Annotated in this window: 14 protein-coding genes and 2 tRNA genes; 2 read left to right on the top strand and 14 right to left on the bottom strand. The window is 34.6% G+C overall.

From position 1 onward, the window contains the following. Positions 1-8 precede the first annotated feature (8 nt). The 11 genes from ftsH to secA all read right to left on the bottom strand — a co-directional run bounded on the left by ftsH (position 9) and on the right by secA (position 17899). Positions 9-1973: an ATP-dependent zinc metalloprotease FtsH gene (ftsH, locus tag AC1VAQ_RS05425; protein WP_302595839.1), complete on the bottom strand. Its 1965-nt coding sequence runs from the start codon at positions 1971-1973 to the stop codon at positions 9-11. 37 nt (positions 1974-2010) lie between these two features. Continuing rightward, complete coding sequence (hpt, locus tag AC1VAQ_RS05420; protein ID WP_302595840.1) at positions 2011-2529, bottom strand: hypoxanthine phosphoribosyltransferase; 519 nt, start codon at positions 2527-2529, stop codon at positions 2011-2013. An 8-nt stretch (positions 2530-2537) separates the two neighbouring features. Beyond that, the gene (gene tilS / locus AC1VAQ_RS05415; protein WP_302595842.1) at positions 2538-3917 is read right to left on the bottom strand and encodes a tRNA lysidine(34) synthetase TilS; all 1380 of its coding nucleotides are present in this window, start codon (positions 3915-3917) and stop codon (positions 2538-2540) included. Positions 3918-4449: 532 nt separating this feature from the next. Beyond that, complete coding sequence (locus AC1VAQ_RS05410; protein ID WP_479903573.1) at positions 4450-4722, bottom strand: hypothetical protein; 273 nt, start codon at positions 4720-4722, stop codon at positions 4450-4452. A 157-nt stretch (positions 4723-4879) separates the two neighbouring features. Further along, the gene (locus tag AC1VAQ_RS05405; RefSeq protein WP_479903572.1) at positions 4880-7276 is read right to left on the bottom strand and encodes a SpoIIE family protein phosphatase; all 2397 of its coding nucleotides are present in this window, start codon (positions 7274-7276) and stop codon (positions 4880-4882) included. 141 nt (positions 7277-7417) lie between these two features. Then, complete coding sequence (locus AC1VAQ_RS05400) at positions 7418-8410, bottom strand: aromatic acid exporter family protein (protein ID WP_302595954.1); 993 nt, start codon at positions 8408-8410, stop codon at positions 7418-7420. A 167-nt stretch (positions 8411-8577) separates the two neighbouring features. Continuing rightward, positions 8578-13044, bottom strand: a complete 4467-nt coding sequence (locus AC1VAQ_RS05395; protein ID WP_479903571.1) for a stalk domain-containing protein — start codon at positions 13042-13044, stop codon at positions 8578-8580. 549 nt (positions 13045-13593) lie between these two features. Next, a tRNA-Val gene (locus AC1VAQ_RS05390) sits at positions 13594-13666 on the bottom strand. A gap of 3 nt (positions 13667-13669) precedes the next feature. Continuing rightward, positions 13670-13746, bottom strand: a tRNA-Met gene (locus AC1VAQ_RS05385). A 406-nt stretch (positions 13747-14152) separates the two neighbouring features. Next, entirely contained in the window at positions 14153-14512 is a 360-nt protein-coding gene (locus AC1VAQ_RS05380) for a hypothetical protein (protein ID WP_302595849.1), read from the bottom strand. An 816-nt stretch (positions 14513-15328) separates the two neighbouring features. Continuing rightward, entirely contained in the window at positions 15329-17899 is a 2571-nt protein-coding gene (gene secA / locus AC1VAQ_RS05375; protein ID WP_479903570.1) for a preprotein translocase subunit SecA, read from the bottom strand. 406 nt (positions 17900-18305) lie between these two features. Between secA and AC1VAQ_RS05370 the strand changes: the two genes are divergently transcribed. Together AC1VAQ_RS05370 and AC1VAQ_RS05365 are read left to right on the top strand one after the other, a co-directional pair. Further along, positions 18306-20048 carry an ABC transporter ATP-binding protein gene (locus AC1VAQ_RS05370; protein ID WP_479903569.1) on the top strand — a complete coding sequence of 581 codons (1743 nt, stop codon included), beginning with the start codon at positions 18306-18308 and terminating at the stop codon, positions 20046-20048. Beyond that, positions 20045-21835: an ABC transporter ATP-binding protein gene (locus AC1VAQ_RS05365; protein ID WP_302595857.1), complete on the top strand. Its 1791-nt coding sequence runs from the start codon at positions 20045-20047 to the stop codon at positions 21833-21835. Before AC1VAQ_RS05370 ends, AC1VAQ_RS05365 begins: the two co-directional genes overlap by 4 nt. Positions 21836-22120: 285 nt before the next feature. Here the strand turns inward: AC1VAQ_RS05365 and AC1VAQ_RS05360 are convergent, their stop codons facing one another. From AC1VAQ_RS05360 to AC1VAQ_RS05350, 3 genes are all read right to left on the bottom strand, one after another. Next, positions 22121-22480 (bottom strand): hypothetical protein, encoded by a 360-nt coding sequence (locus AC1VAQ_RS05360; protein WP_302595859.1) that lies wholly within the window; start codon positions 22478-22480, stop codon positions 22121-22123. A gap of 80 nt (positions 22481-22560) precedes the next feature. Next, positions 22561-23106 (bottom strand): ribosome hibernation-promoting factor, HPF/YfiA family, encoded by a 546-nt coding sequence (gene hpf, locus AC1VAQ_RS05355; RefSeq protein WP_302595860.1) that lies wholly within the window; start codon positions 23104-23106, stop codon positions 22561-22563. A 479-nt stretch (positions 23107-23585) separates the two neighbouring features. Further along, positions 23586-24119 (bottom strand): QueT transporter family protein, encoded by a 534-nt coding sequence (locus AC1VAQ_RS05350; RefSeq protein WP_302595861.1) that lies wholly within the window; start codon positions 24117-24119, stop codon positions 23586-23588. Between the last annotated feature and the right edge of the window lie 294 nt (positions 24120-24413).

Raw genomic sequence — 24413 nt, 5'->3', positions numbered from 1 at the left:
TTATTTACTTACTCTGTATCTGTGTTCTCAAAAGCATTTTGAATGGTAGAAAGTGTTTCATCATCTTTAGTTGCTGTTACTTTACCTTCTTTTTCTACTTCATCAATAGATTCAAAAATGTTAAACTCTGCTACATTTTCTTCATCTATTTCTTCACCCTTCATAATCTTTCTAAACTCTTGACCAGTAAGTTTTTCTTTTTTCATTAAGATTTTTGAAGCTTTATGAAGCACATCCATATGTTCTTGTAAAAGTCTTTTAGCTTGCTCATAACAATCTTCAATGATTTCACCAACTACTTTATCAATCTCTGTAGCTAATGCTTCACCATAGTTACGAGTATGGTTATAGTCTCTGCCTAAGAATGGTTCTGAATGTTCATCGCCATATTTGATAGGTCCAAGACGACTCATACCATAAGTTGTAACCATATCACGAGCCAGTTGCGTTGCTCTTTGAATATCATTAGATGCACCTGTTGTGATATCATCTAATACTAATTCTTCTGCTGCACGACCACCTAAGAATACGATAATGTGTTGTAACATCTTTTTCTTAGTGTAGAAGTTATCTTCACCATTAAGCTGCATTGTGTATCCACCTGCACGACCTACTGGAATAATAGAGATACTATGAACTGGTTCCATTTCATCTAATAACTCACTTGTAAGCGCGTGACCAACTTCATGGTAAGCTGTAAGTTTTCTTTCCGCATCTGTGATGATGTGGCTTTTCTTTTCTGTACCCATTGTAATTTTAATAAGGGCCTTTTGTACTTCTTCCATATCAATGGCACGTTTATTATGACGTGCTGTAAGAAGTGCTGATTCATTCATAAGGTTAGCAAGATCTGCACCTGTGAAACCAGATGTAGTTTTAGCAATAACATCAATATCAATGTCTTCACTAAGTGGTTTACCTTTTGAATGTACTTTTAAGATAGCTTTACGACCTGTGATATCTGGTCTATCTACTGTTACTTGTCTATCAAAACGACCTGGTCTAAGAAGAGCTGGGTCAAGTACGTCAGCACGGTTAGTAGCTGCCATAACGATAACACCTTCATTCGCACCGAAACCATCCATTTCTACAAGGAGTTGGTTAAGTGTTTGTTCTCTTTCATCATGACCACCGCCGAGGCCTGCACCACGTTTACGGCCTACTGCATCAATCTCATCAATAAATACGATACAAGGGGCATTTTTCTTAGCTTGCTCAAATAAGTCTCTTACACGAGAAGCACCAACACCAACGAACATTTCAACGAAGTCAGAACCTGAAATACTGAAGAATGGTACACCTGCTTCACCAGCAATAGCTTTTGCTAAAAGTGTTTTACCTGTACCAGGAGGTCCTACTAAAAGAATACCCTTTGGAATCTTAGCACCTACTTGTACGTAGCGATTTTGATTTTTAAGGAAGTCTACAATCTCTGCAACTTCTTCTTTTTCTTCATCTAGACCTGCAACATCTTTAAATGTTACATTCCCTTTATCATCAATAGTCATCTTCGCACGACTTTTACCAAACGACATGATACGGCCTCCGCCGCCTCCGCCACCTTGCATCTGTTGAACGAAGAATACCATAATGAAAATAAACATTCCCACTATAAGTACAATTTGTAAAATTGGTAACCACATATTTGCTTGAACAGCACGGGTTACAAATGTAAATTGTGATCTCACCTCAGGTGATAAACTTAAATAATAAGTACTAAATGCATTTTGAGGTGCTTCCACAGTTGATTTATTATTATCTTTATCGATAACAATAAATTCACCTAAGTCACCATCTGATACAACTTGTTCAATGCTTTTAATTTGCCCATTTTCAATAGCTGTTAGAAGCTCACCATAAGACATTGGATTAGTCGTACTAGATAAATCTCTACTTGTGCCATAGAAAATAAATATAATCAGCACAGCTAATAGCAATAAATATATATAGGTGCCTTTAAATTTTTTCTTCACTCGTAAATTCCTCCTTCCTCTTCCCCTCTTTTATTTTTTAACCTCTATTTACAGCAATATAAGGAAGATTTCTGTAATATTGTTTGTAATCAAGCCCATAACCGATTACGAATTCATTGCCAATAGGGAAACCTACATAATCCACATGAACATCTGTTACGCGTTCTTCTTTTTTATCAAGTAGTGTACATAACTTAATACTTTCAGCGCCTCGCTCTTGAAGCATTTTCTGAATACAGCTTAATGTTCTACCTGAATCAATGATGTCTTCTACAATTAATACATGTTTGCCAACAATTGGTTCATCTAAGTCTTTTAATACTTTTACAACACCACTACTTTTGTATTCATCACCGTAGCTAGATACTACCATGAACTCCATTTTTAATGGTACATCAATATGTTTTACAAGGTCAGTCATAAACATAACGCCACCTTTTAAAATACATAAAACAATGATTTCTTTACCAGCGTAATCTTTTGAAATCTGCGCTCCTAACTCTTTGATGCGTCCTTGTAATTGTTCTTCTGAAATGAGCGTATCTAAATTTAACATAATGCCTCCTATGAATTTCTGTAAGTTATTTGTATCTGTAAAATTTGTGTTGTCTGGTCAGTCACATAGTAACTAGTATTTAGTTTATTACTACCCACTACCCATACGATTTCGTCTCCTACTGCAATAAGTGGCACATAGTCTCTTTCTGCTTTCGGAATCTTCTCGTCTATAAACAACTTCTTTAACTTTTTACTGCCCATGCCTAGCTGAATGTAGTCATGAGGCTGTCTTGTTCTTATACAAAAGTCATTTTTCATTTTACCATAATCAATATATTTAGTATATATATTTTCGGCTTTTTGCTGAATTCTTTCACTTCCTACAATTCTTAGGTCAATTTCAAAATTCGCTTCCTTTATATACTGTCTACCCATATGAAGCAAATAGCTATATGCTTTTTTTTGTATATGTTCCTTTTTGAATATCAAAGTATCATACTCTCTTGTTACAATCGTTTCATACGGCAAGTGCACTTCTTTACCACTTTGTCCATATAGAAGACCTACTACAGATTCAATATGTTTAGAAGTAATATTCTTCCCATGATGCGTGAATGTATAAATAGCAAGCATAATTATACGTTTTTGCATATAACTATGATACGTCTTTAAAAGTTGAATCTGAAGCTGTATTGTATCATTCTCCATGTTGCTACAAGCTTTAAATAAACCTTCGGTATGCTCTCTTAAGAAGTCTTCTTCTTCTCTATAAAGTTCACTATGCTCACCTAATGTCCTGATAACACCTGGGCTCAGTTCCTTCTGAATATACGGCATACATTGCAGTCTAATTTTATTGCGTGTATAAATTGGTAAAAAGTTGGTATGGTCATCTTTATAGTTTAGGTCATATGCTTTACAATAGCTTTCAATTTCATCTCTTGTAAGACATAATAGTGGTCTTATAATCTCCCCTCTCTTAGGAGAAATGCCACCTAATCCTTTAATGTCTGTTCCTCTTATAAAGCGCATCATTAACGTCTCAGCTTGGTCATTCATGTTATGTGCTGTTGCTATTTTACCATTATGATTTAATAAAGATATAAAGAAATTATATCTTTCCTCTCGTCCCACTTCTTCTTCAGACATCTGTCTCGTTTTAGCTAATTCTTTGATATTACAATTATGTCTATAAAATGGGACTTTCCACCTTTTACATACTTCTTCTACATATAAAGCATCTGCTTCAGCTTCTTGCCTAATCCCATGATGTACATGTGCAACCTTAATCTGAATGCCATACTGCTCCTGATGAGAATATAGATAATGAAAAAGCATCATCGAATCTGCTCCACCAGATACACCAATGACAACTTCATCCCCTTTTTTCAAGAGTTCATGTTTCTCAATATATCTCTGGAGTTTATGTTCTATCTTTCTAGACATCCTTTGTCTCCTTTATAGACCACCATTTTCATGGCTCGTCTTTAGTATAGCCATATTTTATATTTTGATAGACTTATCTTATAAATTTGTATTAGTAAATGTTTACTCACTTGCTTTATTCTTTATGACTCTTTGTCCTTCTTTACTAAACTTCGGCTATCTCTTATACTATAAATCAAATTTAATCGTAATTTCAATACTTGTTTCCTTAAGAATATAATAACAATATAATCAATAAAATAATTTACTCTTTTAAAACTTGCCATTTTGAATAAAAAATATTCACTATCGTTTAATATTAATAACATACTTAGTATTTTAATCAAAAACAATCTTCTAAAATGCAATAAGACTCAAAACGCACTTTTGTTCTGAGCCTTACTTTCACCTATATTTCTTCATTTTTACATTAATGTTCCTTATCATGCTAAGTTATGCCATGTTGTTTTATATGTGCATTATAACATCACGCAAAAATGGCTATTGCTCTCCCCACAGTCATGCAATAACCTTCTCAATTGCTTTTCCTATCTTATGAAAATATCCTAACACCCAATAATATTACCGCAATAATGGCACTTAATATGCATCCATAAAAAAACAAATTAATATTTCGTTGTAAAGTTATTTGTGATTTCGACCTTCTGCTTTGAGGAACTTTTTTAAGATAACTTTCTATTAGCTCATCAGCATAAGAAGAAAGCTTATATGCCATGGGTGGGTTCTTGACATCATCCTTCAAAACAAATATAGCCTTCTTATACCAATCACTTTTCTTCCCATCTATAATAATCTCTTTTTTCATATCTCACCTCTTATCACTAAAAGATATACCTAAATAACCTACTCTTTTAAAACTTGCCACTTTTGAGTGAAACTATTCACCAGTGTTTAATATTACAGCCCCAAAATAAATACGGGCTGAGAACACTTCTATGTTCTCAGCCCCTTTGGTAAAAATTTTATCCAATTTGCTTATTATTTAATGGTCTTAATGCTTCTTGCTGTTTCCACACTCTTGCAACTAATACTGTCATATCATCCTGGTCGCCTCCACCTAAAAGGTCTACACATTTTTGCATTAGGTGTTTTGCCATATATTCAGGGTTATGGCTTTCCATCTCTAAAATGAAGTGTTTAAAAGTATCTTCTTTACTGCCATACTCATTTTTGCTTTCTAGCATACCATCTGTTACCATGACGATAATATCACCATCTTGAAGTTGCTTTTGATAAACTTCTACGTCAATATGCTCGAGTATACCTAATGGTAAGGAATCTGAACGAATAGTGGTCACTTCATTTTCTCTTAAAATAAAGCTAGATGCAGCCCCCATCTTCAGAAATTCTGCAATGCCAGTATATTCATCAACTATGGTGACATCCATCGTTGAGAAGCTTTCGATATCAGATTTCAGCACTAACATGGAATTGATCATCTGCACAGCAAGTGGTCTTTCAAATCCTGATGCCATCAAATCTTCAAATAGTTCCATCGTTGCCGTGCTTTCCGCTTGTGCTTCCTCCCCACTGCCCATGCCATCTGCTAGTGCCAGTAAATACTGACCATCTACAATTTGTCTATAACTAAAGACATCCCCTGACACCTTTTCCTTAGGCCTCATAACTGCACTAGCTGAAATACCAAATTGCTTCTGAAGTTTTAATTTGAAATAGCAATAACCTTTAGGCTGGGCATATTCGAACTTTTCCATTTCCACATGTTCATCTATTGCCGTAGCTATATATTTCACTAACTTTTCCTTTAAATCTTTATCAATACGATAATCTATAAATAGATGAATTGCCTCAACATGTCCTCTTAATTCAAGTACAATAGCATCTTGTACATTGATTCCCTTATTATATAAGTAATTTTTAATCATACGTTCATATTCTCTATTAAAATTAATATCATTTTTAACAGTGCTTGCTAGCGTCTGTAAACTAGAAGAAACAGCTTCAAATTGGCTACCAATTAAATTTCTCATTTCAACTAAACGATTTTTCCAAATCATATTACGTTTAAAAATTTCTAGACTAAAACTTAAACTAAAGGCAAAGTTCTCCGGATTAATACAGGATTTAGAAAAACGTTCCGGTATATCTGTAAGCTGCAATGTTCCCTTCTTTTCGATTAAATTAATCATCTCATAACCGCTTTTGTAAGTTGCTTGTAAATAATCTTTCCAGCAGAAGTTTTTCATAGCACAGTCCATACACATCTTTTCACCAGTAGATTCAATAATATCTTTAATATCCTTCTCATTTAATACTAACTTCTTATCTACAATCTTATCAAATGACTGACTCAAATCTGCAAACGCCTTAGAAAATCCATTTACCTGTTCAATCATAATATTTTGTAGCCTTAAGAAATATTGTTCATCTTTTGTACTTTCCTTCACCTTAAACCATTCTGCCATGCCAAAATAATTTCTAGGAATCACAAGGCTAATTACTGCTCCGCTTAAATATGCCCCTATAATGCTTAAATCCATCACTTGATGATTAAATAAGTTAAATCCTAAAATAAGTCCTAGTCCCATAGCAATCATAACACCTATGCGTCCTAGTACAGAAAATAACCCGCCAATAAAAGCTGCCAAAGCATATACAACCACCATTTCTGGTGATACATAACCAATCAGTACAAGCAAAATGCTTAATACCAATGTCAGTGTGGTTCCTGCATGCATATTTCCTAAATATGTAGCCGCAATCATAATGATAAAAATCACCACATCTCTAAAGAAAATACGATTAAACACTGGTACCTGTACATAAAAATCCAAAGTACCTCCCAACATGCAGGCTATTAAAAAAATCATACTGATGCTTTCTTTATCTGTCAGATGGGTACATTTCTTCGTATAAATAATCTCTGTACTATAACTAAATATAATGACAAGGCCTACACCTACTGCCCCCTCTAAAGCTACAATAAGCACTTTATATATAGTAGGTTCTGCTATAATCACTGCAATTAAATTAATAGCAAATATACATAAGCCTGTTATAATACTTTGATTTTGCGTATTAAACTCCATTTTACAAAGTCCCATATACCCTCTAATACTCCATAAAAGTAGAATCATAAGTATATATTTGACTGTTACACTTTGACCAAGTCCCATTGAAATGAGCCCTAGTATGCCAATAAGTGCTCCCCATCTTCTAATATCTTTGTCAAAAAACAATGCACCAATGTAACAAATACCCAAGGTATAAAAATTATCAAATACTGCTACACGGCTCATGAGAAACACACCAATGCATAGGATAATGCTTGTCCATTTTATCTGTCTAAGGACTTCCAATAATGTTACTTTTTCTTTTTCTTCTTTTGTATTTATCACTTATATCTCTCCCTCCTGCAGTATTTTAATTATACCGAGGAGTTGTCGTTAATTTTGTAAATATATGGTAACTTCTTCCAAAAATTTTCCGACAGATTGTGTGAAACACAAAAGTTTATTTCCCATTTATTCTAGAAAATCCTAGTATATATCATAATACTTTTGATATTGTTCTCTTTCTTTAGGACTTAAACGCTGTTTAAAGTTAGCTTTTATAGCAATAAAAAGCTCAATATCATTTAAAAATTGATAAAGCATGGCACGATTTTCAAATTCTTCTCTGTCCCTAGGTAATTCACTTTCCTTAAAGCCCAAACGCAGTGTTTCCAATATACGCCTAAGCTCTTCTACTGTCACTTTCCCCTTAGTAGACTCTGCAAGTTGCTTTGTTAATTCTCCAACTTTCACCCCTTGCTCCACACTCATAGAAAATTTGTCAAAATGCTTAATCATATATTCCATCACTTGAAATTGCCCACTTCGCATCTCAAAATACTTCTCATAATGAGCCATTTCATTGATAAAGTAATTATTACTGTGTTGATGTGCTCTTTTTCTTCCTATTTCTAGATAACTCTTAAGTTCTTCCATTTTATGGTTTTCACTCTTTTTTAATCTTTCGCCCTTAAGTGCAAGAGACATATCCATCAAAATTTCATACATTGATTCCTCAATATGCCTTTTATCTTCTAAAAGTTCACTTTCGATGCTAGGCATATATAAATTTAAAAGTAATGCAACACCAGCCCCCACAATCATCAATAACATCTCATTCATAATAAGATTTGCTGTCACATCCCCATTTCCTAATAAATGCGTCACAAGTACAGAAGCCGGTACAATTCCTTCTGTTACTTTTAGCTTCACAGCTAATGGGATAAATAAGATAATATAAATCCCAAACACTACAGGATGAAATGCCATCATTTCAAACAATCCACCACCAATTGCTAAAGCTACTACCGTTGCCACTAATCTTCTAATGGCAATCTCGCAAGATGCCTTTTTCGTATTTTGAATACTTAAAATTGTAATAATCCCAGCAGAAGCACTAAACTGTAGTCCCATAACCTCAGCCAACATCATAGCGCCTGCTGCCCCTATCCCTGTCTTAAGCGTTCTAAAACCTATCATATTTTTCACTAATGCATAAACCTCTCTTTTATATAAACTATTGTCTCATACTCTTATTTATCTTAAACCATATTCTTTCATCCTGCTACATCCTTCATCCTTTCCTAATAGAAAAAAGGTTAGGTTACTCCTCTAAGCAACCTAACCTTTTCATATCTATCTTACGTCTATTTTACGATTTCAATTTCTTTACTGCTGCCAACCCAAAGGACATTTGCACCAAGATTTTCTGATACATATCTGATAGGTACTAATGTTCTTGAATCTTTAATCAACATGCCATCATTACTATTTACAGTAACAACTTCGCCATTTAAGTTAATGTTAACTTGTTTTTTCTTACCATCCCATTTAACTTCGGCACCAAGGTTTTCAGCAATGAATCTCACTGGTACCATTGTGCTACCATTAATGATTTGTGGTGCAATATCATTATTGATATTACTGTCATTTACAACTGAAGTCTTATCGCCAATTGTCATATTGATTTTAAGAAGTTCATTTGCTTCTACCACTGCATAATTGCCAGTTTGATCTACTCTACCTGTGAATGTTTTTGTTTTTTCATCATAGCTACCGCCAAGTTTTACAGTAGTGACTGTGCCATCTTCTGCGATTTCATATCTTACAAGTGTAAGTTTAGATGGATTTAACTCAGTTACATTTGATAAATCAAAGCTTACTTTAGCTGGTTCTGTAAAGCTTGTTACTGCTTTATCTGTGTTTACTGTGATTTCCATAGTTGTTTTTTGGTCACCCATAAGTTTAAGTGTATCTTGAAGCTTTTTGTAATTTGCTTCACTTGTTGGTGCTACTTGTACTTTCATAGCTACTGCTTCTTTATTCACAATGCTATTTAATAAGATGTTGTTCATAGTAAGGCTTGTGCCATTTGCTGTGAATATTACATCTGATTTATTTGTAAGTAAACTTTCTACAGATTCTTTGTTTAAAGCTACTTGATTATTTTTATCTACTGCTATTGTAGGTACTTTATTATTCTTAATAGCTGCTTCAATGTTTTGTTTTTGTGCATCCCCAGTTGTTACCACAGTTGTAGGTTTGCTACTTGAACTACTAGAACCACCTGTGCTTCCTGTGCTTCCTGTACTAATTTCACCGCCAATTTGAATTACTGTTGGGTTTGGATTTGGTCCAAATATTGTTCCAACACCTGCTGGTGCATTAGATGTAAGTTTTAAGAAATCTCCCATGTCAATGCTACCATCTGCTGCAATAGTAGGCACTACAGATTCTAAGCTTTCAAACCAGCTATCTTCTACTTTATCACCCTTGCTATTTACACCATTTAAGTAGTTTGTTGTACTTTCAAGAGAATCCTGATTTTTAAGGTCTGTCGCATCACTTTCATAGCCTTTATATGAAATAAAGTTATCTAATTCCCATGTTGTTGTACTTGCATTTGTGTTGAAGTAAAGGTTCTTACCACCTTCAGATTCACTACCATTATTAAATGAAATAACATTACTTACTTTACAACTTGGATTACTATTACTGAATACCCCATTTTTAAGATTATCAAATGAAATACTATCTCTTAAAATATGTGCTACTGGCATGCTTTCACCGCCAAGCTTAAATCCATTTCCTTCTCCGATAATACCACCTGTTGTTAATCTACCATTTGCATAAACCACTGATTTCTCAACGATTACTTCACCAATTACTCCTGTTGTTGATTTTGCATATAAGTCCCAACCATCATCAATATTATGGTGTGCAATACAATATCTAAAGATATTACCATCGCCTACTGTAAGTTTTGCAGCAAAACCATCTGCATCATTTGCAAGTGCATCACAGTTATCATAAGACTCGCAGCTTTGAATTAAGTTATATGAAGGCCACATTTCTTTTGGTTCTGTTGCACTACCGCTAATTTGAATACCTGTATTTCCACTACCATGTACAGTTAATTTTTCTACTGTATTATGATTTCCTGTAACCTGTACTCCTTGTTTACCTGAATTCATAACTTCCATATCATAAATATGCCAGTAGTCACCACCTAATGTAATACCGATATCACTACATCCTGTGAAATCTAAAACTGCTCTTTCACTTGGATCAGACATAAGCACAATTGGTTTTTCTGCTGTTCCATTATTTCCTCTATTTACTGTGATTCCTTTAGACATTTTATATGTACCGCCTAAAAGTACAATCTCTTGTCCTGGCTGAGCATAATTTACAGCTGTATAAATATCAAGTGGACTTGCTTTTGTTCCTTTTCCTTCTGCTGTAGCTGTTGGTGAAACATATATTGCATTTGCCTCTGTTCCATAATTTCTATGATCTACAGTAAATTTAATTTCCATTGGTTCATATGAAGTTAACTCTTCATATTGACCAAGTAATTCTCCTTGGCCTTCTTTTGCAAGCGGTGTGTAAATAGCTGTATATGTATTTGTTCCTTTAGTAAGTTTTAAGTCTGCTACTGCTCTAACTGTTTCAGCATTTCTTGGGTCAACTGTGATATCTTTTGCCACAACATTTCCATTACTATCTAAAACATCAATTTTCCCAGCAAAGTCTGCTTTAAATCCAGCTTCATAGTTTGCGCTACCACTTGTTGTTGAACCATTAAAGTTAAATGATGGTTTAATGTAACTTACTGGTCTTTCTTGCTTAGCTTCATCATCTTCTGGTGCAATTGTTGTAAAATTAATATCTTTAACTGTTACTGTAATCTTACGGCTTACCGCCACACCTACATAATATTTATCTTTATCTTGTTGTAATAATAAATCTGGTTCATAACAAATAACTTCTTCTGTTTTTTCACCTGTTCTAGGGTCAATCATAGAAGCATGGAAACCAGTATTGCTTTTTCTAAGTGTTAATGTATATTCTTCTCCGTCTTCAAATCTTGGAGGATTAGAATTTTTAATTGTGCCATCTGGGTTATAAATTACATAATCATCTTTGTAATCCCAATCAAATGGTGCTGTATCAATATTTTTTCTACTACTACTTGAAGTTGTTGGTTTGCCTGTATAACCAGTTACGAAGTAACCACCTGGCGCCCCCATAATACTGCTTACTGCTCCATCTACTGTACGGCTATATTTTCTAAGCATCGCACCTGCTGAGTTAAAGTAACGTGCTGAAGAACTTCCTGCTTCAAATGTATCAATAGCCATTACACCAAATCCAGATTGATTATCTTTACTTGCTGAATCATCTACATGGAAAGTAGCTGTTAAAGTAAAGTTTTCTGTTTCTGGATTTATTTCTGTATAGTAGTAAAGGAAGCCATCTTCACTATCTGCAAGTTTACCACCTGAACCTGAACCTACTGGTACAGCTGCCATGGTTATAGAACCATCTGTATTTTCAGTAATATAACCTGATGCCCCTGAACCTACTTCTGCAGCTAAGAAACGTTCTTCCTTTTGTGCTAATACCTTTTCACAGGTTGCTTTTTTCACTCCATTACCATCTGTAGCTATTAATGTAAGTGTATATCGAACACCTGGTGTAAGATTTTTAAACACATATTTCGATTCTTTAAGATCTTTTACAACCTCTTCTTTTCCATCTTCACCTACTAAAGAAATTTCATATGATGTAGCATTTCTAACATCGTTCCAATCTACATTTAATGTATTGTCTTTACCTGTTTTTACATTCTCAAATTTAACGTCACCTAAAGGTAATACTACGTCAAGCATTGATTCGTTACTTGAATATCCTCTTGTCGCACCCTCTCTTATAGCTTCACAAACAAATTTATATGTGCCATTTTGGCTAGGAGAAAACTGCACTTTAGCTAAATCATTTTCTAGTTCGCTAACTTTTTGGCTAGCAACTAATTTATCATCTGCATCATACATTTTAATCCATAATTTATCTGTTTTAGCATCTGCAATTTGACCTTTAACAGTAACATCTATCCTATTACCATCTTCAGCATTTTGCTTTGCTTCTACAATTTCTGGTGTTGTACCATCTTCAAAAGTAATTTCTTCTGGTGTTCCCTCTGTTACACTCATGTAGTAAAGGTTTATATTTGCCTTTGGCATAATATAATATTTACCAGCTTTGTCTACAGTAATTGTCTTTACAGGCATTTTCTTATCACCTGTAAGATCCCCTTCACCTAACACAGTTACTGTTCCTTGTGACTTACCATCTGCATCAAAAACTTCTAGATCTCTAGCCGTTCCATTTGAAGTACTAAATGCATAAAGTTGTATTGTTGCTGGTCCACTAGTTTCAAAATGAATACTTCTATATTCTGCAGTCCCTTTACCACCTAACTTAATTCTCTTTGCAAGAGTATGATAATACTCACTAGTTTGTTCATTTTCATCTACTGTAAGAACTTTTTCTCCTTCTTTAATTTTTACAGTAAAATCTCCAACAGTAAAATCTTTGCTGTAATCGCCTGCTTCTACTTCACTGAAATCTAATACTTTCACACTAGCTTTTTCATGCTGATCGCCTGCTTCTGTCCCCCCACTTGTTGTTCTTTCTGTAGCTACTTCCTTTATGTATGTAGTTTCTAAATTACTATTGGTATCTGTTACATTTGCTACTACTGGCATGCTTCCTGCAATTACTACAGTACTAAGTACACCTGCCATTTTTCTTCTCATACTCTTGCTCATTCTATTTCCTCCTTAAGTCAACCATTCACCATAAACGTAGTTCTATCTCTCTACGCCTATTCTCATATTCTTCTTTAATCAGATTACTTGCATAGAACTTTCATCAAATTATACATTTTGTCTGATTTTAATATAGAATTCACTTGCTTTTGTTACATTATATACCAAACCCCTAAAACATAAAACACTTTTTTTGAATTATATTATATTTTCTATTATTTATCTTGTCATTTTATTTACTTTTAACAACTATTTCTACAAATAGTTCTATTTTATACCTCATTTTTTATAACTTATGCCTATATTTTTTGTGTAAATACTCCTACTTAAAATCTTCCACGAGTACTTTCTATAAATTTTTTTTAGATTTACTATTTTTCCTAGTCATTAGATTCTGTAAAGATAAGCAGTCACATCATTAGTCGCATACTTTTTACTTGTTTCATTGCTTTTTCCCTTATTAGACCAATTCCTAAAAAGATAAGAAATATGATATAAATGCGCATAACAAAAAGGCCTTGTCATTTCTGACAAGACCTTTTTTAGTAGTGGTCGCTATAGGGCTCGAACCTATGACCCCCTGCTTGTAAGGCAGGTGCTCTCCCAGCTGAGCTAAGCGACCATATGGTAGCGGAAGAGGGATTTGAACCCCCGACACCACGGGTATGAACCGTGTGCTCTAGCCAACTGAGCTATTCCGCCATATTTTTATTTGTTTTTCTTCCGTGCCTCAAGCACATATATAGTATATCCTATTACTTGTCATAATGCAAGTACTTTTTTATTTTTTTTACAAGTTTTTTTGTTTTTATGTCACTCAAATTTTTCCTTGTATGAGTTTTTATGTTTTTACTCATAATAAGATTGTAACACAAAACTTATATGTGCTGAGATTTCTACTAGGACTTTCACACATTTAACAATGTTTTATGTTACTCTTTATGCTTTTAGCGATCCCTCACCCTACGAAGTGGTAGTATATCAAATTCCCGGATGACCTCCTCAGAATTCTTATAATACCATACGGCATTATTATCTCAAAATATAAATGAGGCCACAATGATGTGACCTCATTTATCCTTTGAGATAAGTCCGCTCTATTTTATCTCTAGAAAAGCCCTTTCTCCTCTAACTCTTTAATTAATCTCTTATTATATATTTCAAATTCTTGCGTACTACGCTCACGATCACCAGGAATACTTGGTGAGTAAACTATATATTCCCTTAATACATCCAACTTCTCTTCTCTTCCATCTTCATAAATACGCCCATGCAAATGACCACGCTTTAAATTAATAGCATAATATTCTAAATAGGTTCCCTTCTCATTCTTTCCCATAACCCACTTAATTTGCCAACCACTACCATTAGACACTGTTTGTCTATTTCCAATAAATAGCTCCTTATCCTCAATAGTAATCTGCCAAGGTGCAAAAATTCTCTCAAATAAATGTTTGATTTGCTGCATAAAACATACCTCCAATCTCCCAACCACCTTTACCAATAATTTACTATTAGTATACGAGCTACCCGTCCACTTTTATGATTTTTATTTATTTTTCTATTTTCCTCACAAAACAAAACTTATTTTCTATACACTATGCACAACCCCATTTGACTAAATTGCCAAAAAAGACCGTAACATCAGCCTCATCCAGCTCACGCTACAGTCTCCCTTATTAATCCATCCTTATTTCCACTCCTACAACCACATCATCTTTAAACGTTATAATAAGCCACTCACTATCAATACTCATAAGCGCCCTTTCATCCCCTAAATAATATATAGCGTTATCTTCCTCCTATGTAAACAAAAAAGGCTGCAACTTCCACCTCTCTTCAGCTTCACTTGCAGTCTCCTCTAATCTTCTAACTAAACTATTCTATTTTCCAAAATACAGTTATTCTACTTACTCTACTTCAAAATGAACCAATTCGCTTTTCTTTTAAGCAAAGACATTCAATTAGAGATAGACTAGCCTACCATATCTACTCCCTCTACCCTATTTCAAAATCAACCCATTCGCTTTTCTCTTAGCGAAGGTACTTAAGTAGAAGTAGCCTAGCTGGGGGTGTTGGCACCGGCTAGTCTACCTTCAGAGAAAATTGATGAGCACCTTAGCGAGATATTTAAAGAGGTCTTAGTGCTGCTGTCTGAGCGCAGCGTGGTGAACCAAGCGCAGCGAGTTCATCCCGTTTCTTTAAATATCGAGCTTTAGGTGCTCACAATTTTCGGAGAGAGTAGCTAGCAGGCATCAACACCTCCAGCGACCCCCTACTCTACTTATTTACCGCAGCAATCTTTATATTTCTTCCCACTACCGCAAGGACAAAGATCATTTCTGCCAGTCTTTTCTTTTTTAACGATAGGTTTAGCGCCTAAGCTTTCGTCTGTATGATTTACAGCTACTGGCTCAGCAACTCTTTCACGTTTAATTTCTTTGTTAACCACTTTTCTAATGTGGTAAAGTGCTTTTACAGTTTCTTCTTGAATATTGTTTACCATCTCTTCGAAGATATCGAAACTTAAGAAACGATATTCTACAAGTGGATCCCTTTGACCATATGCTTGAAGGTTGATACCTTGTTTCATTTGATCCATGTTATCTAAGTGATCCATCCATTTTTGGTCGATTACTTTAAGAAGAATCACACGTTCGATTTCACGAAGTTCATCTCCGAACTCTGCTTCTTTTTCATCATAAATTTTATCTGCTGCTGCATTTAAATCTTCTTTTAATTTTTCTACTGTAAGTCTTTCTTGTTCTTCTTTTGTATAACTTACATCTTCAATAGGAATGATTGAACGAAGGTGTTCCATCATGTTACCTAAGTTCCATTCTTCAGCATATTCAATACCGTTTGTAGTATTGTCTACCATTGTAGAAATAACTTCTTTTGCCATCTCTCTGATTTTACCTGCAAGGTTTTCATTTTTAAGCACTTTATAACGTTCACCATAAATGATTTCTCTTTGTTCATTCATGATTTTGTCATATTCTAATAAGTGTTTACGTACACCATAGTTATTTCCTTCAACTTTTGTTTGTGCTCTTTCAATAGCTTTTGTAAGGATTCTATGTTCGATTGGTTCATCATCTGGAAGACCAATTGCATCGAACATTTTAAGTGTGCTCTCTGGTGTGAACAGTCTCATTAAGTCATCTTCAAGTGCAAGGTAGAATCTAGATTCACCTGGGTCACCTTGACGTCCAGAACGTCCTCGAAGCTGATTATCAATACGTCTTGATTCATGACGTTCTGTACCGATGATTTTAAGACCGCCAAGTTCTTGTACGCCCTCTTCAAGTTTAATATCCGTACCACGACCTGCCATGTTAGTTGCGATTGTTACCGCACCTTTTTTACCAGCAAGTGCAATGATTTCCGCTTCTTTTGCATGATATTTCGCATTGAGGACTTGATGTTTTACACCTTCTCTTTTAAGTAATTTACTTAAATGTTCTGATGTATCAATTGTTACTGTACCTACAAGTACTGGTTGTCCTTTTTCATGAGATGCTTTAATATCCGCAATAACAGCCTTAAATTTCGCTTCTTCTGTTTTATATACTACATCTGGATGGTCAATACGCTGAATTGGTTTATTAGTAGGAATTACGATAACGTCCATTCCATAAATGTCCCTGAACTCTGATTCTTCTGTTTGAGCTGTACCTGTCATACCTGCTTTTTTAGCATATTTATTGAAGTAGTTTTGGAAAGTAATTGTTGCAAGTGTTTGACTTTCTTTACGTACTTCTACGCCTTCTTTAGCTTCAATTGCTTGGTGAAGGCCATCTGAATAACGACGTCCATCCATAAGACGTCCTGTAAATTCATCTACGATTACGATTTCACCTTTTTCATCTACGATGTAGTCTTTTTCTCTATGCATTAAGCTATGTGCTTTAAGTGCAATATTGATATGGTGTTGAATTTCCATATTTTCTGGATCAGCTAAGTTTTCAAGACCGAAGTATTGTTCTGCTTTTCTGATACCATCTTGTGTTAAAGTAACAGTTTTTTGTTTTTCATCTACAATGTAGTCGCCTTCTTCTTCGATTTCTTCGCGCATTAATGTAGACATTGCTGTTTCTTCACCAAGAAGTTTACCTTTTGTTAAACGACGTGCAAAGATATCTGCCGCTTTATAAAGGTGAGTTGATTTAGACCCTTGTCCTGAAATAATAAGAGGTGTACGCGCCTCGTCAATAAGAACAGAGTCAACCTCATCGATTACAGCATATGCAAGTTCTCTTTGTACCATTTCTTCTGCATAAAGCACCATGTTATCACGAAGGTAATCAAAACCAAATTCATTATTTGTACCATAAGTAATATCGCAGTTGTAAGCCGCTCTTCTTGCGTTATTATCCATTTGGCTTAAGATACAACCAACTGTAAGGCCAAGCCATCTGTAAAGTTCACCCATTTCTTCAGCATCACGTTGTGCAAGGTAATCATTAACTGTTACAACGTGTACACCATTTCCTGAAAGAGCATTAAGATAAACTGGTAATGTTTCTGTTAAAGTTTTACCTTCACCAGTTCTCATCTCTGCGATACGTCCATTATGAAGTACGATACCACCCATTAATTGGACACGGAAATGTTTTTTACCAAGTACACGCCATGCTGATTCTCTACATACGGCGTAAGCTTCTGGTAAGATATCATCTAAACTTTCGCCATTTGCAAGACGACCTCTAAATTCCTCTGTTTTTGCTTTAAGCTGATCATCTGAAAGCTTTTGCATTGCTTCGTCATATGACTCGATTTTTTGTACGATTGGTTCAATTCTTTTGAGCTCTCTCTCTGAGTGAGTCCCAAAAATTCTATCGATTAGTTTCAAATTTTTCACCCTCTTTGTTTATTTAAATGCTTTTATGCTAACTCTGCCTAGTTCATTTAAGTCTTTTGTTTCTATTTTGAATGTCAGTGGCCCTCATTAATTAATAATACCTATTATTAGCCACTTCCTTGATTCCTAGTATCTATACTATTAAAATGTTGTAAATTTATAATAAACGTTAGCCTTAAGTATATCAAAAATTAAATTCTATTACAACCTAGTGATTCATCCAATTATAGCCATTCTATTATATTTCAAAAAATTCCTTTTTTCAATCATTTCTAATGATTTTTACAACATGTTATTTTTCACAACACAAGATAAACCGAATAATTCGTTTTATGGATATTCCTATTAAATATGGCAAAAATAACTCCTATATTAAATTAGTTAGGCGGTGACTTCTTTGCGCAAACTTTTACATTTCTTTAAACCTTATACAGTACTTATTATTACAACTTGTCTACTTCTTTTATGCCAAGCCATTGGTAATTTATCTTTGCCAAGCTTTCTCTCAAATATTATTGACAACGGTATTACATCTGGCAATATGAATTATATAATACGTATAGGTTTTTATATGATTATTGCTGCACTTATTACGGCTATTGTAGGTGCTACTGCCATGTATACCTCTGCTAAGGTTGCCATGTCCGTTGGGAGAGACCTTAGACATGCACTCTTTGAAAAAATAGAAAGTTTTTCCTTAGGAGAATTTAATAAACTTGGTACATCTTCTTTAATTACTAGAACAACTAACGATGTGTATCAAGTGCAACAATTAGTAGTTATGTCCCTTCGAATGATGGTTACTGCACCTCTTATGGCTATTGGTGGTATCATCATGGCTATTTCTACTAATGCTAATTTATCACTCATTTTACTTGTTTCTATCCCGCTCCTAGCACTACTCGTTTTTTTAATAGGTCGGCAAACGGTACCGCTTTATAATCAAATGCAAATAAAATTAGATAAAGTAAATCTTATTTTACGTGAAAATCTTACTGGTATTCGCGTTATTCGGGCTTTTAATAAGACAAAACATGAAGAAGCACGCTTCGAAGAGGCTAGCCAAGATTTAACTGATAATGCCATTCGCGTTAATAAACTTATGGCTATTTTAATGCCTAGCATTATGATTGTATTAAATCTCACAACAGTAGTCATTCTATGGTTTGGAAGCCGCAAGGTAAGTGCGCGTCTGCTAGAAGTCGGTTCACTAATTGCCTTTATTCAATATGTTATGCAGATTATGTTTTCCCTTGTTATGCTTACCATGATTTTCGTTCTTATTCCAAGAGCCTTAGCCTCAGCAACACGCATTGCTGAAGTATTAGATACCATTAACTACATTCAAGACAAACCTAGTAAATGTACTGCTCCAAATGGACATGCAAGGCTTATCTTTGATGATGTCTCCTTTGCTTATCCAGGTAGTAAAAAACCTATCTTAGAACACATTTCATTTGAGGTAGTCCCTGGTGAGACACTGGCTATTATCGGTGGCACAGGCTCTGGTAAAAGTACACTTTTAAATCTTATTCCAAGATTTTATGATATTACCTCTGGCAAAATTCTAATAGATGGCATAGATATTAAAGATTATTCTTTAACCGATTTACGCGAAAAAATAGGCTACGTTCCTCAGAAAAACTTCTTATTTAGCGGCTCTGTTTCTAGTAACTTACAATTTGGCAAGGCTGATGCTACGGATAGCGAAATTAATGCTGCTTTAACAACAGCACAAGGCATTGATTTCGTTTCTAGTATGGCTGAAGGCATTAATAGCCCAATTACACAAGGCGGTACTAATGTTTCTGGCGGTCAAAGGCAGCGTTTAGCTATTGCCCGTGCACTTATTAAAAAGGCCGAATTTTATCTTTTTGATGATAGTTTTTCTGCCTTAGACTTTAAAACTGACGCGAAACTTAGAAAGACACTTGCTAAAGAAGTTACAGACGCTGCCATTATTATTGTAGGACAACGTATTAGCTCTATTATGAATGCCTCAACCATATTAGTACTAGACGATCATACTATTGTAGGTAAAGGTACGCATAGAGAGCTTCTTAAGACTTGTGAGACCTATCGTGAAATTGCCCAGTCTCAACTTTCTAAAGAAGAACTCGAAGGAGGTGCAGCCTTATGATGAAACATGGTGGTCCCCACCCAAAACATCCTGGTGCTAAAGCCAAAAATTTCAAAGGTTCCTTAATGAGACTGTTAAGCTATTTAGCTCCCAAGAGGGTACAGCTTATTACAGTCATCATTCTTAACATCATCAGTACAATCTTTTCTGTTTTAACACCTAAGCTTGTAGGTAATGTCACAACGACACTGTTTACTGGTGCTGCCACAGGTACTTTTGACTTTAGGCAAATTACAGGCTTTCTCATTTGGCTTATTGCCTTTTATTTATTAAGCGGGTTATTTTCTTACTTTGCACAGTATGTTATGGCTGATGTAGCACAACAAACTGTCTTTAGCCTACGTCAAGAAGTAGATAAAAAACTAGGTATTTTACCTCTTAAATATATTGACAGTCATTCAACTGGAGACTTACTCAGTCGTGTTACTAATGACATTGATAATATCAGTACCACATTACAGCAGAGTTTAACTCAAATCATTACTTCTGTTATCACTATCATAGGTGTCATTATTATGATGCTCACTATTAGCCCAGTCTTAACTTTAATTGTTGTCATCACCTTACCCTTAGGTGCTATTCTAAGCCGTCCTATCATTAAGCGTTCACAAGTTTTCTTCTTAGACCAGCAAACAAAACTTGGCTTATTAAATGGACATGTAGAAGAATCCTATACAGGTCATGCAGTAATTAAAGCCTTTAACCAAGAATCAAGAAACATGAAAGACTTCGCTCAATTAAATGATGCACTTTTTGAAGTGAGTGTAAAAGCACAATTCGTTTCAGGTCTTATTATGCCTGTTATGAGTCTTGCCAGTAATCTAGGTTATGTATTTATTGCCGTTATAGGTGGCAACTTCGTTATTAACGGCAAAATTTCTGTAGGTGATATTCAAGCCTTCATTCAATATACAAGACAGTTTATGCAACCTATCAACCAAGTTGCTAATATTGCTAACATCCTACAGTCTACAGTAGCCTCTGCTGAACGTGTCTTTGAAGTCTTAGATGCGGAAAATGAAGTACCTGAACCTAGCATACCTCAAGTACCCACTCATGCCAAAGGTCAAGTCACCTTTAATCATGTCCGCTTTGGCTATAACCCAGAAAAGCCCCTTATGCAAGATATTTCTCTTTTTGTACGTCCTGGTCAAACCGTTGCTGTCGTAGGACCTACCGGTGCTGGTAAGACTACTTTAATCAATCTTCTTATGCGTTTTTATGAAATTCAAGATGGTAGTATTAATATTGATGGCATTAATATTACCCATATGCTAAGAGGAGATTTACGTAATTTATTTGGCATGGTTCTACAAGACACTTGGCTTTTTAAAGGAAGTATCAAAGATAATATTGCCTATTCAAGAGAAAATGCTACTTTAGAAGAAGTTAAAGCGGCAGCTAAAGCCGCCTTTGCGGATCATTTCATTGAAACATTACCTGATGGCTATGATACAATCATTAATGAAGAGGGTTCTAACATCTCTCAAGGTCAAAAGCAACTTCTCACCATTGCTCGTGCTGTTTTATCCGACCCAACCATCCTTATATTAGATGAAGCCACCAGCAATGTAGATACCCGTACTGAAATTCATATTCAAGAAGCCATGAATCGCCTCATGCAAGGACGCACAAGCTTCGTCATTGCACATAGATTATCTACCATTAAAGGGGCGGATATGATTTTAGTTATGCAACAAGGTAATATTGTAGAAAAAGGTACTCATGAAGAGCTCCTAAAAGAAGGCGGATTATACGCCGGACTTTATAATAGCCAGTTTGCATAGTCATGAATTAAAGCCGCTAGACACTGGGGCACTGATGGACTACACTCTCCGTAATCTGTGATGCTCTAAGCTTGTGTTTCAAAGCAGCGGTAGAAAACGCAGCGCTCCATTCCTCGTGCTTTGGACGCTCCACCTAAAAACACTTTGAAGCACTTCACGAAGATCATCATCCATTAATATCTTACTTGTATTAATGGATAATGGAATATTAGCTTTATATATAATAAAAAGCCATAAAACTTGAGATGGTCTCGAGTTTATGGCTTTTTTGTTATTGCTGATATTTTATTCTGGTTTGAGGTTTACGCTTCCTCTTGCTTTGTTGTAGGTAATATGTGCCTTGTAGGTAGTGTTACTTTTATCTAGGGAAATTTGTACTGTATAAGGTTCTTTTTGTGGCGTAAATTCTTGGCTGAAAATACTGCTTCCTTTATCGTCCTCTATATTAATAGCAATGCTTCCTTGCTTTACATAGACTTCTCCTGTTAGGCACTGCTGTGAATCAGAACTTACTCTGAATGTTTGTGTACTTTCACCATTTTTATAGTAAAAACTTTCTTCATGCTTATTGCCTATATTACTTTCCACATTCATTATAGCTAAATTATTTGGTGCATAGTCTACATTATGTAGAATATTAGCCATACCAAATCCACCTATAATTAGTATTATGATTACATCTAAAAAAGGCTGTGGCACTTTTGTGCCACAGCCTTTTCATATTTTTACTCTTCATCAAGCACTGGTTCGATTAAACCATATGTGCCATTTTTTCTTTTATAAACGACATTAACTTCTTCTGTATCAGCATCTAAGTATACGAAGAAATTATGTCCTACAAGTTCCATTTGGAGCACTGCTTCTTCAGCGTCCATTGGTTTGATAGCAAATTTCTTTTTACGGTCAATTTTGATTTCTTGATCTTTACTTTCCTCTACTTCTTCACGAAGGAAATCTGGTGTAAATTGACTAATACCATTTCTATGTTTACTTCTTAATTTATTTTTGAATTTATTAACTTGTTTTTCGATAACATCAACTGCATCATCCATAATATTATACATGTTTTTGCCTTCTACTTCGGCACGTAAAACTGAACCATTAAATGGAATTGTTATCTCAATGATATGACTTAGTTTCTCTACAATAAGGGTTACCTGAGCTTCAACACTATCATTAAAGTATTTATCAAGTTTCTCAAGTTTTTCTACTACTGCATTTTCTAATGCTTCTGTAAGTTCAATGTTTTTCCCAATAATATTGTATTTCATATGCATCTCTCCTTTCAACCACTTGTCCTTGCCTACGTCTCTTTCTTGTGAACTTAAAGTTTACTTGTAGGAGTAACTATAGTCTTATTTAATAGTTACATATCAATTTAGGAGAAAGTAGTTCATATTACTTATATATGAACTTCGCTAGCACTTTAGTCTAACTACCTTTGCTAGCTGCTTGTCCTAAAACAACTGGTTATATTATATATATTCGACGCCTCTCCCCCTTTTCCTTTTTTTCTATAAAAAAATATTATTATATAATTAAATGTTTAATATTAAGTAAAATTAAAGTTGTTTTCACATTAACTATAAATGCCTCAACTATACATGCCTCGTAATGTTACATCCTCTGTATAATTTCCTAAAACAAACTGATTTAAGGATTTGAATATAGTAAAAGGGCCAGATCACACTCGTGAAACCTGACCCTTTTTATTTCTTTATCTATCACAGTATCTTTTGCCGTTTTAATATTATCTGCTAATTTTATTAATAACCGCTTTGTAACGACTCATAATGAAATATACTACTGGCACACCAATAATGGATACTACAATAAATTCACCAATTGCTACATTTCCCATAAGACCTACAAGTGCTGTAATATTTTTAGTCATACTGCCTTCCATAATGCTGCATGTATAAATAATCCATCCTACAATAATCCCATTAAAAATAGTTGGCCATAAAGAAGCTATAATCATACCTTTTTTGCTTCCTTTAAAAGCTTTACCTGTATAATAAATAGCTATTACACTTAAAAGTGTTGCCATTGTACCAAATACGCCATCCATTAATAAGTAAGGTGACATCAGAATATTTACAATGAAACATCCTAATGTAAGACCCGCAATATAAATCGGATTAAAATATGCTAAAAATACCATAATCTCTGATAATCTAAGTTGTAATGGTGTAAAGCTAATGCTTGCAAATACTGCTGTCAGTACGGCATAAATAGCTGCAATCACTGCAATTTGAACAAGTTCCTTCGTTGTAATTCTCATAATACGCTCCTTTTATAATGCTCTATATTCTTATCTTGCATAAATAACCCGCTTACTCACATAAAATAATCCAAATAAAAAGGTCATTCATAAAGGTTAGAATCCCCCTATCAATGACCTCATTAACTACATTTTTCATAAATATAAAAGATTCTTCTTATATGTTTTATGAAAAACTTTCATCATTTATACCAAAGTATATTACCATATACTTTCGCAAACAAAAAGGGTGCAAGTTCCTTAACTCACACTCCCTATAAACATTTTTGATTTATAAAGCTATACTTTTCAATC

This window comes from Cellulosilyticum sp., from assembly GCF_982396655.1.
The sequence above is the reverse complement of the archived record's forward strand: the minus strand, read 5'-3'. Positions and strand labels throughout refer to the sequence as shown.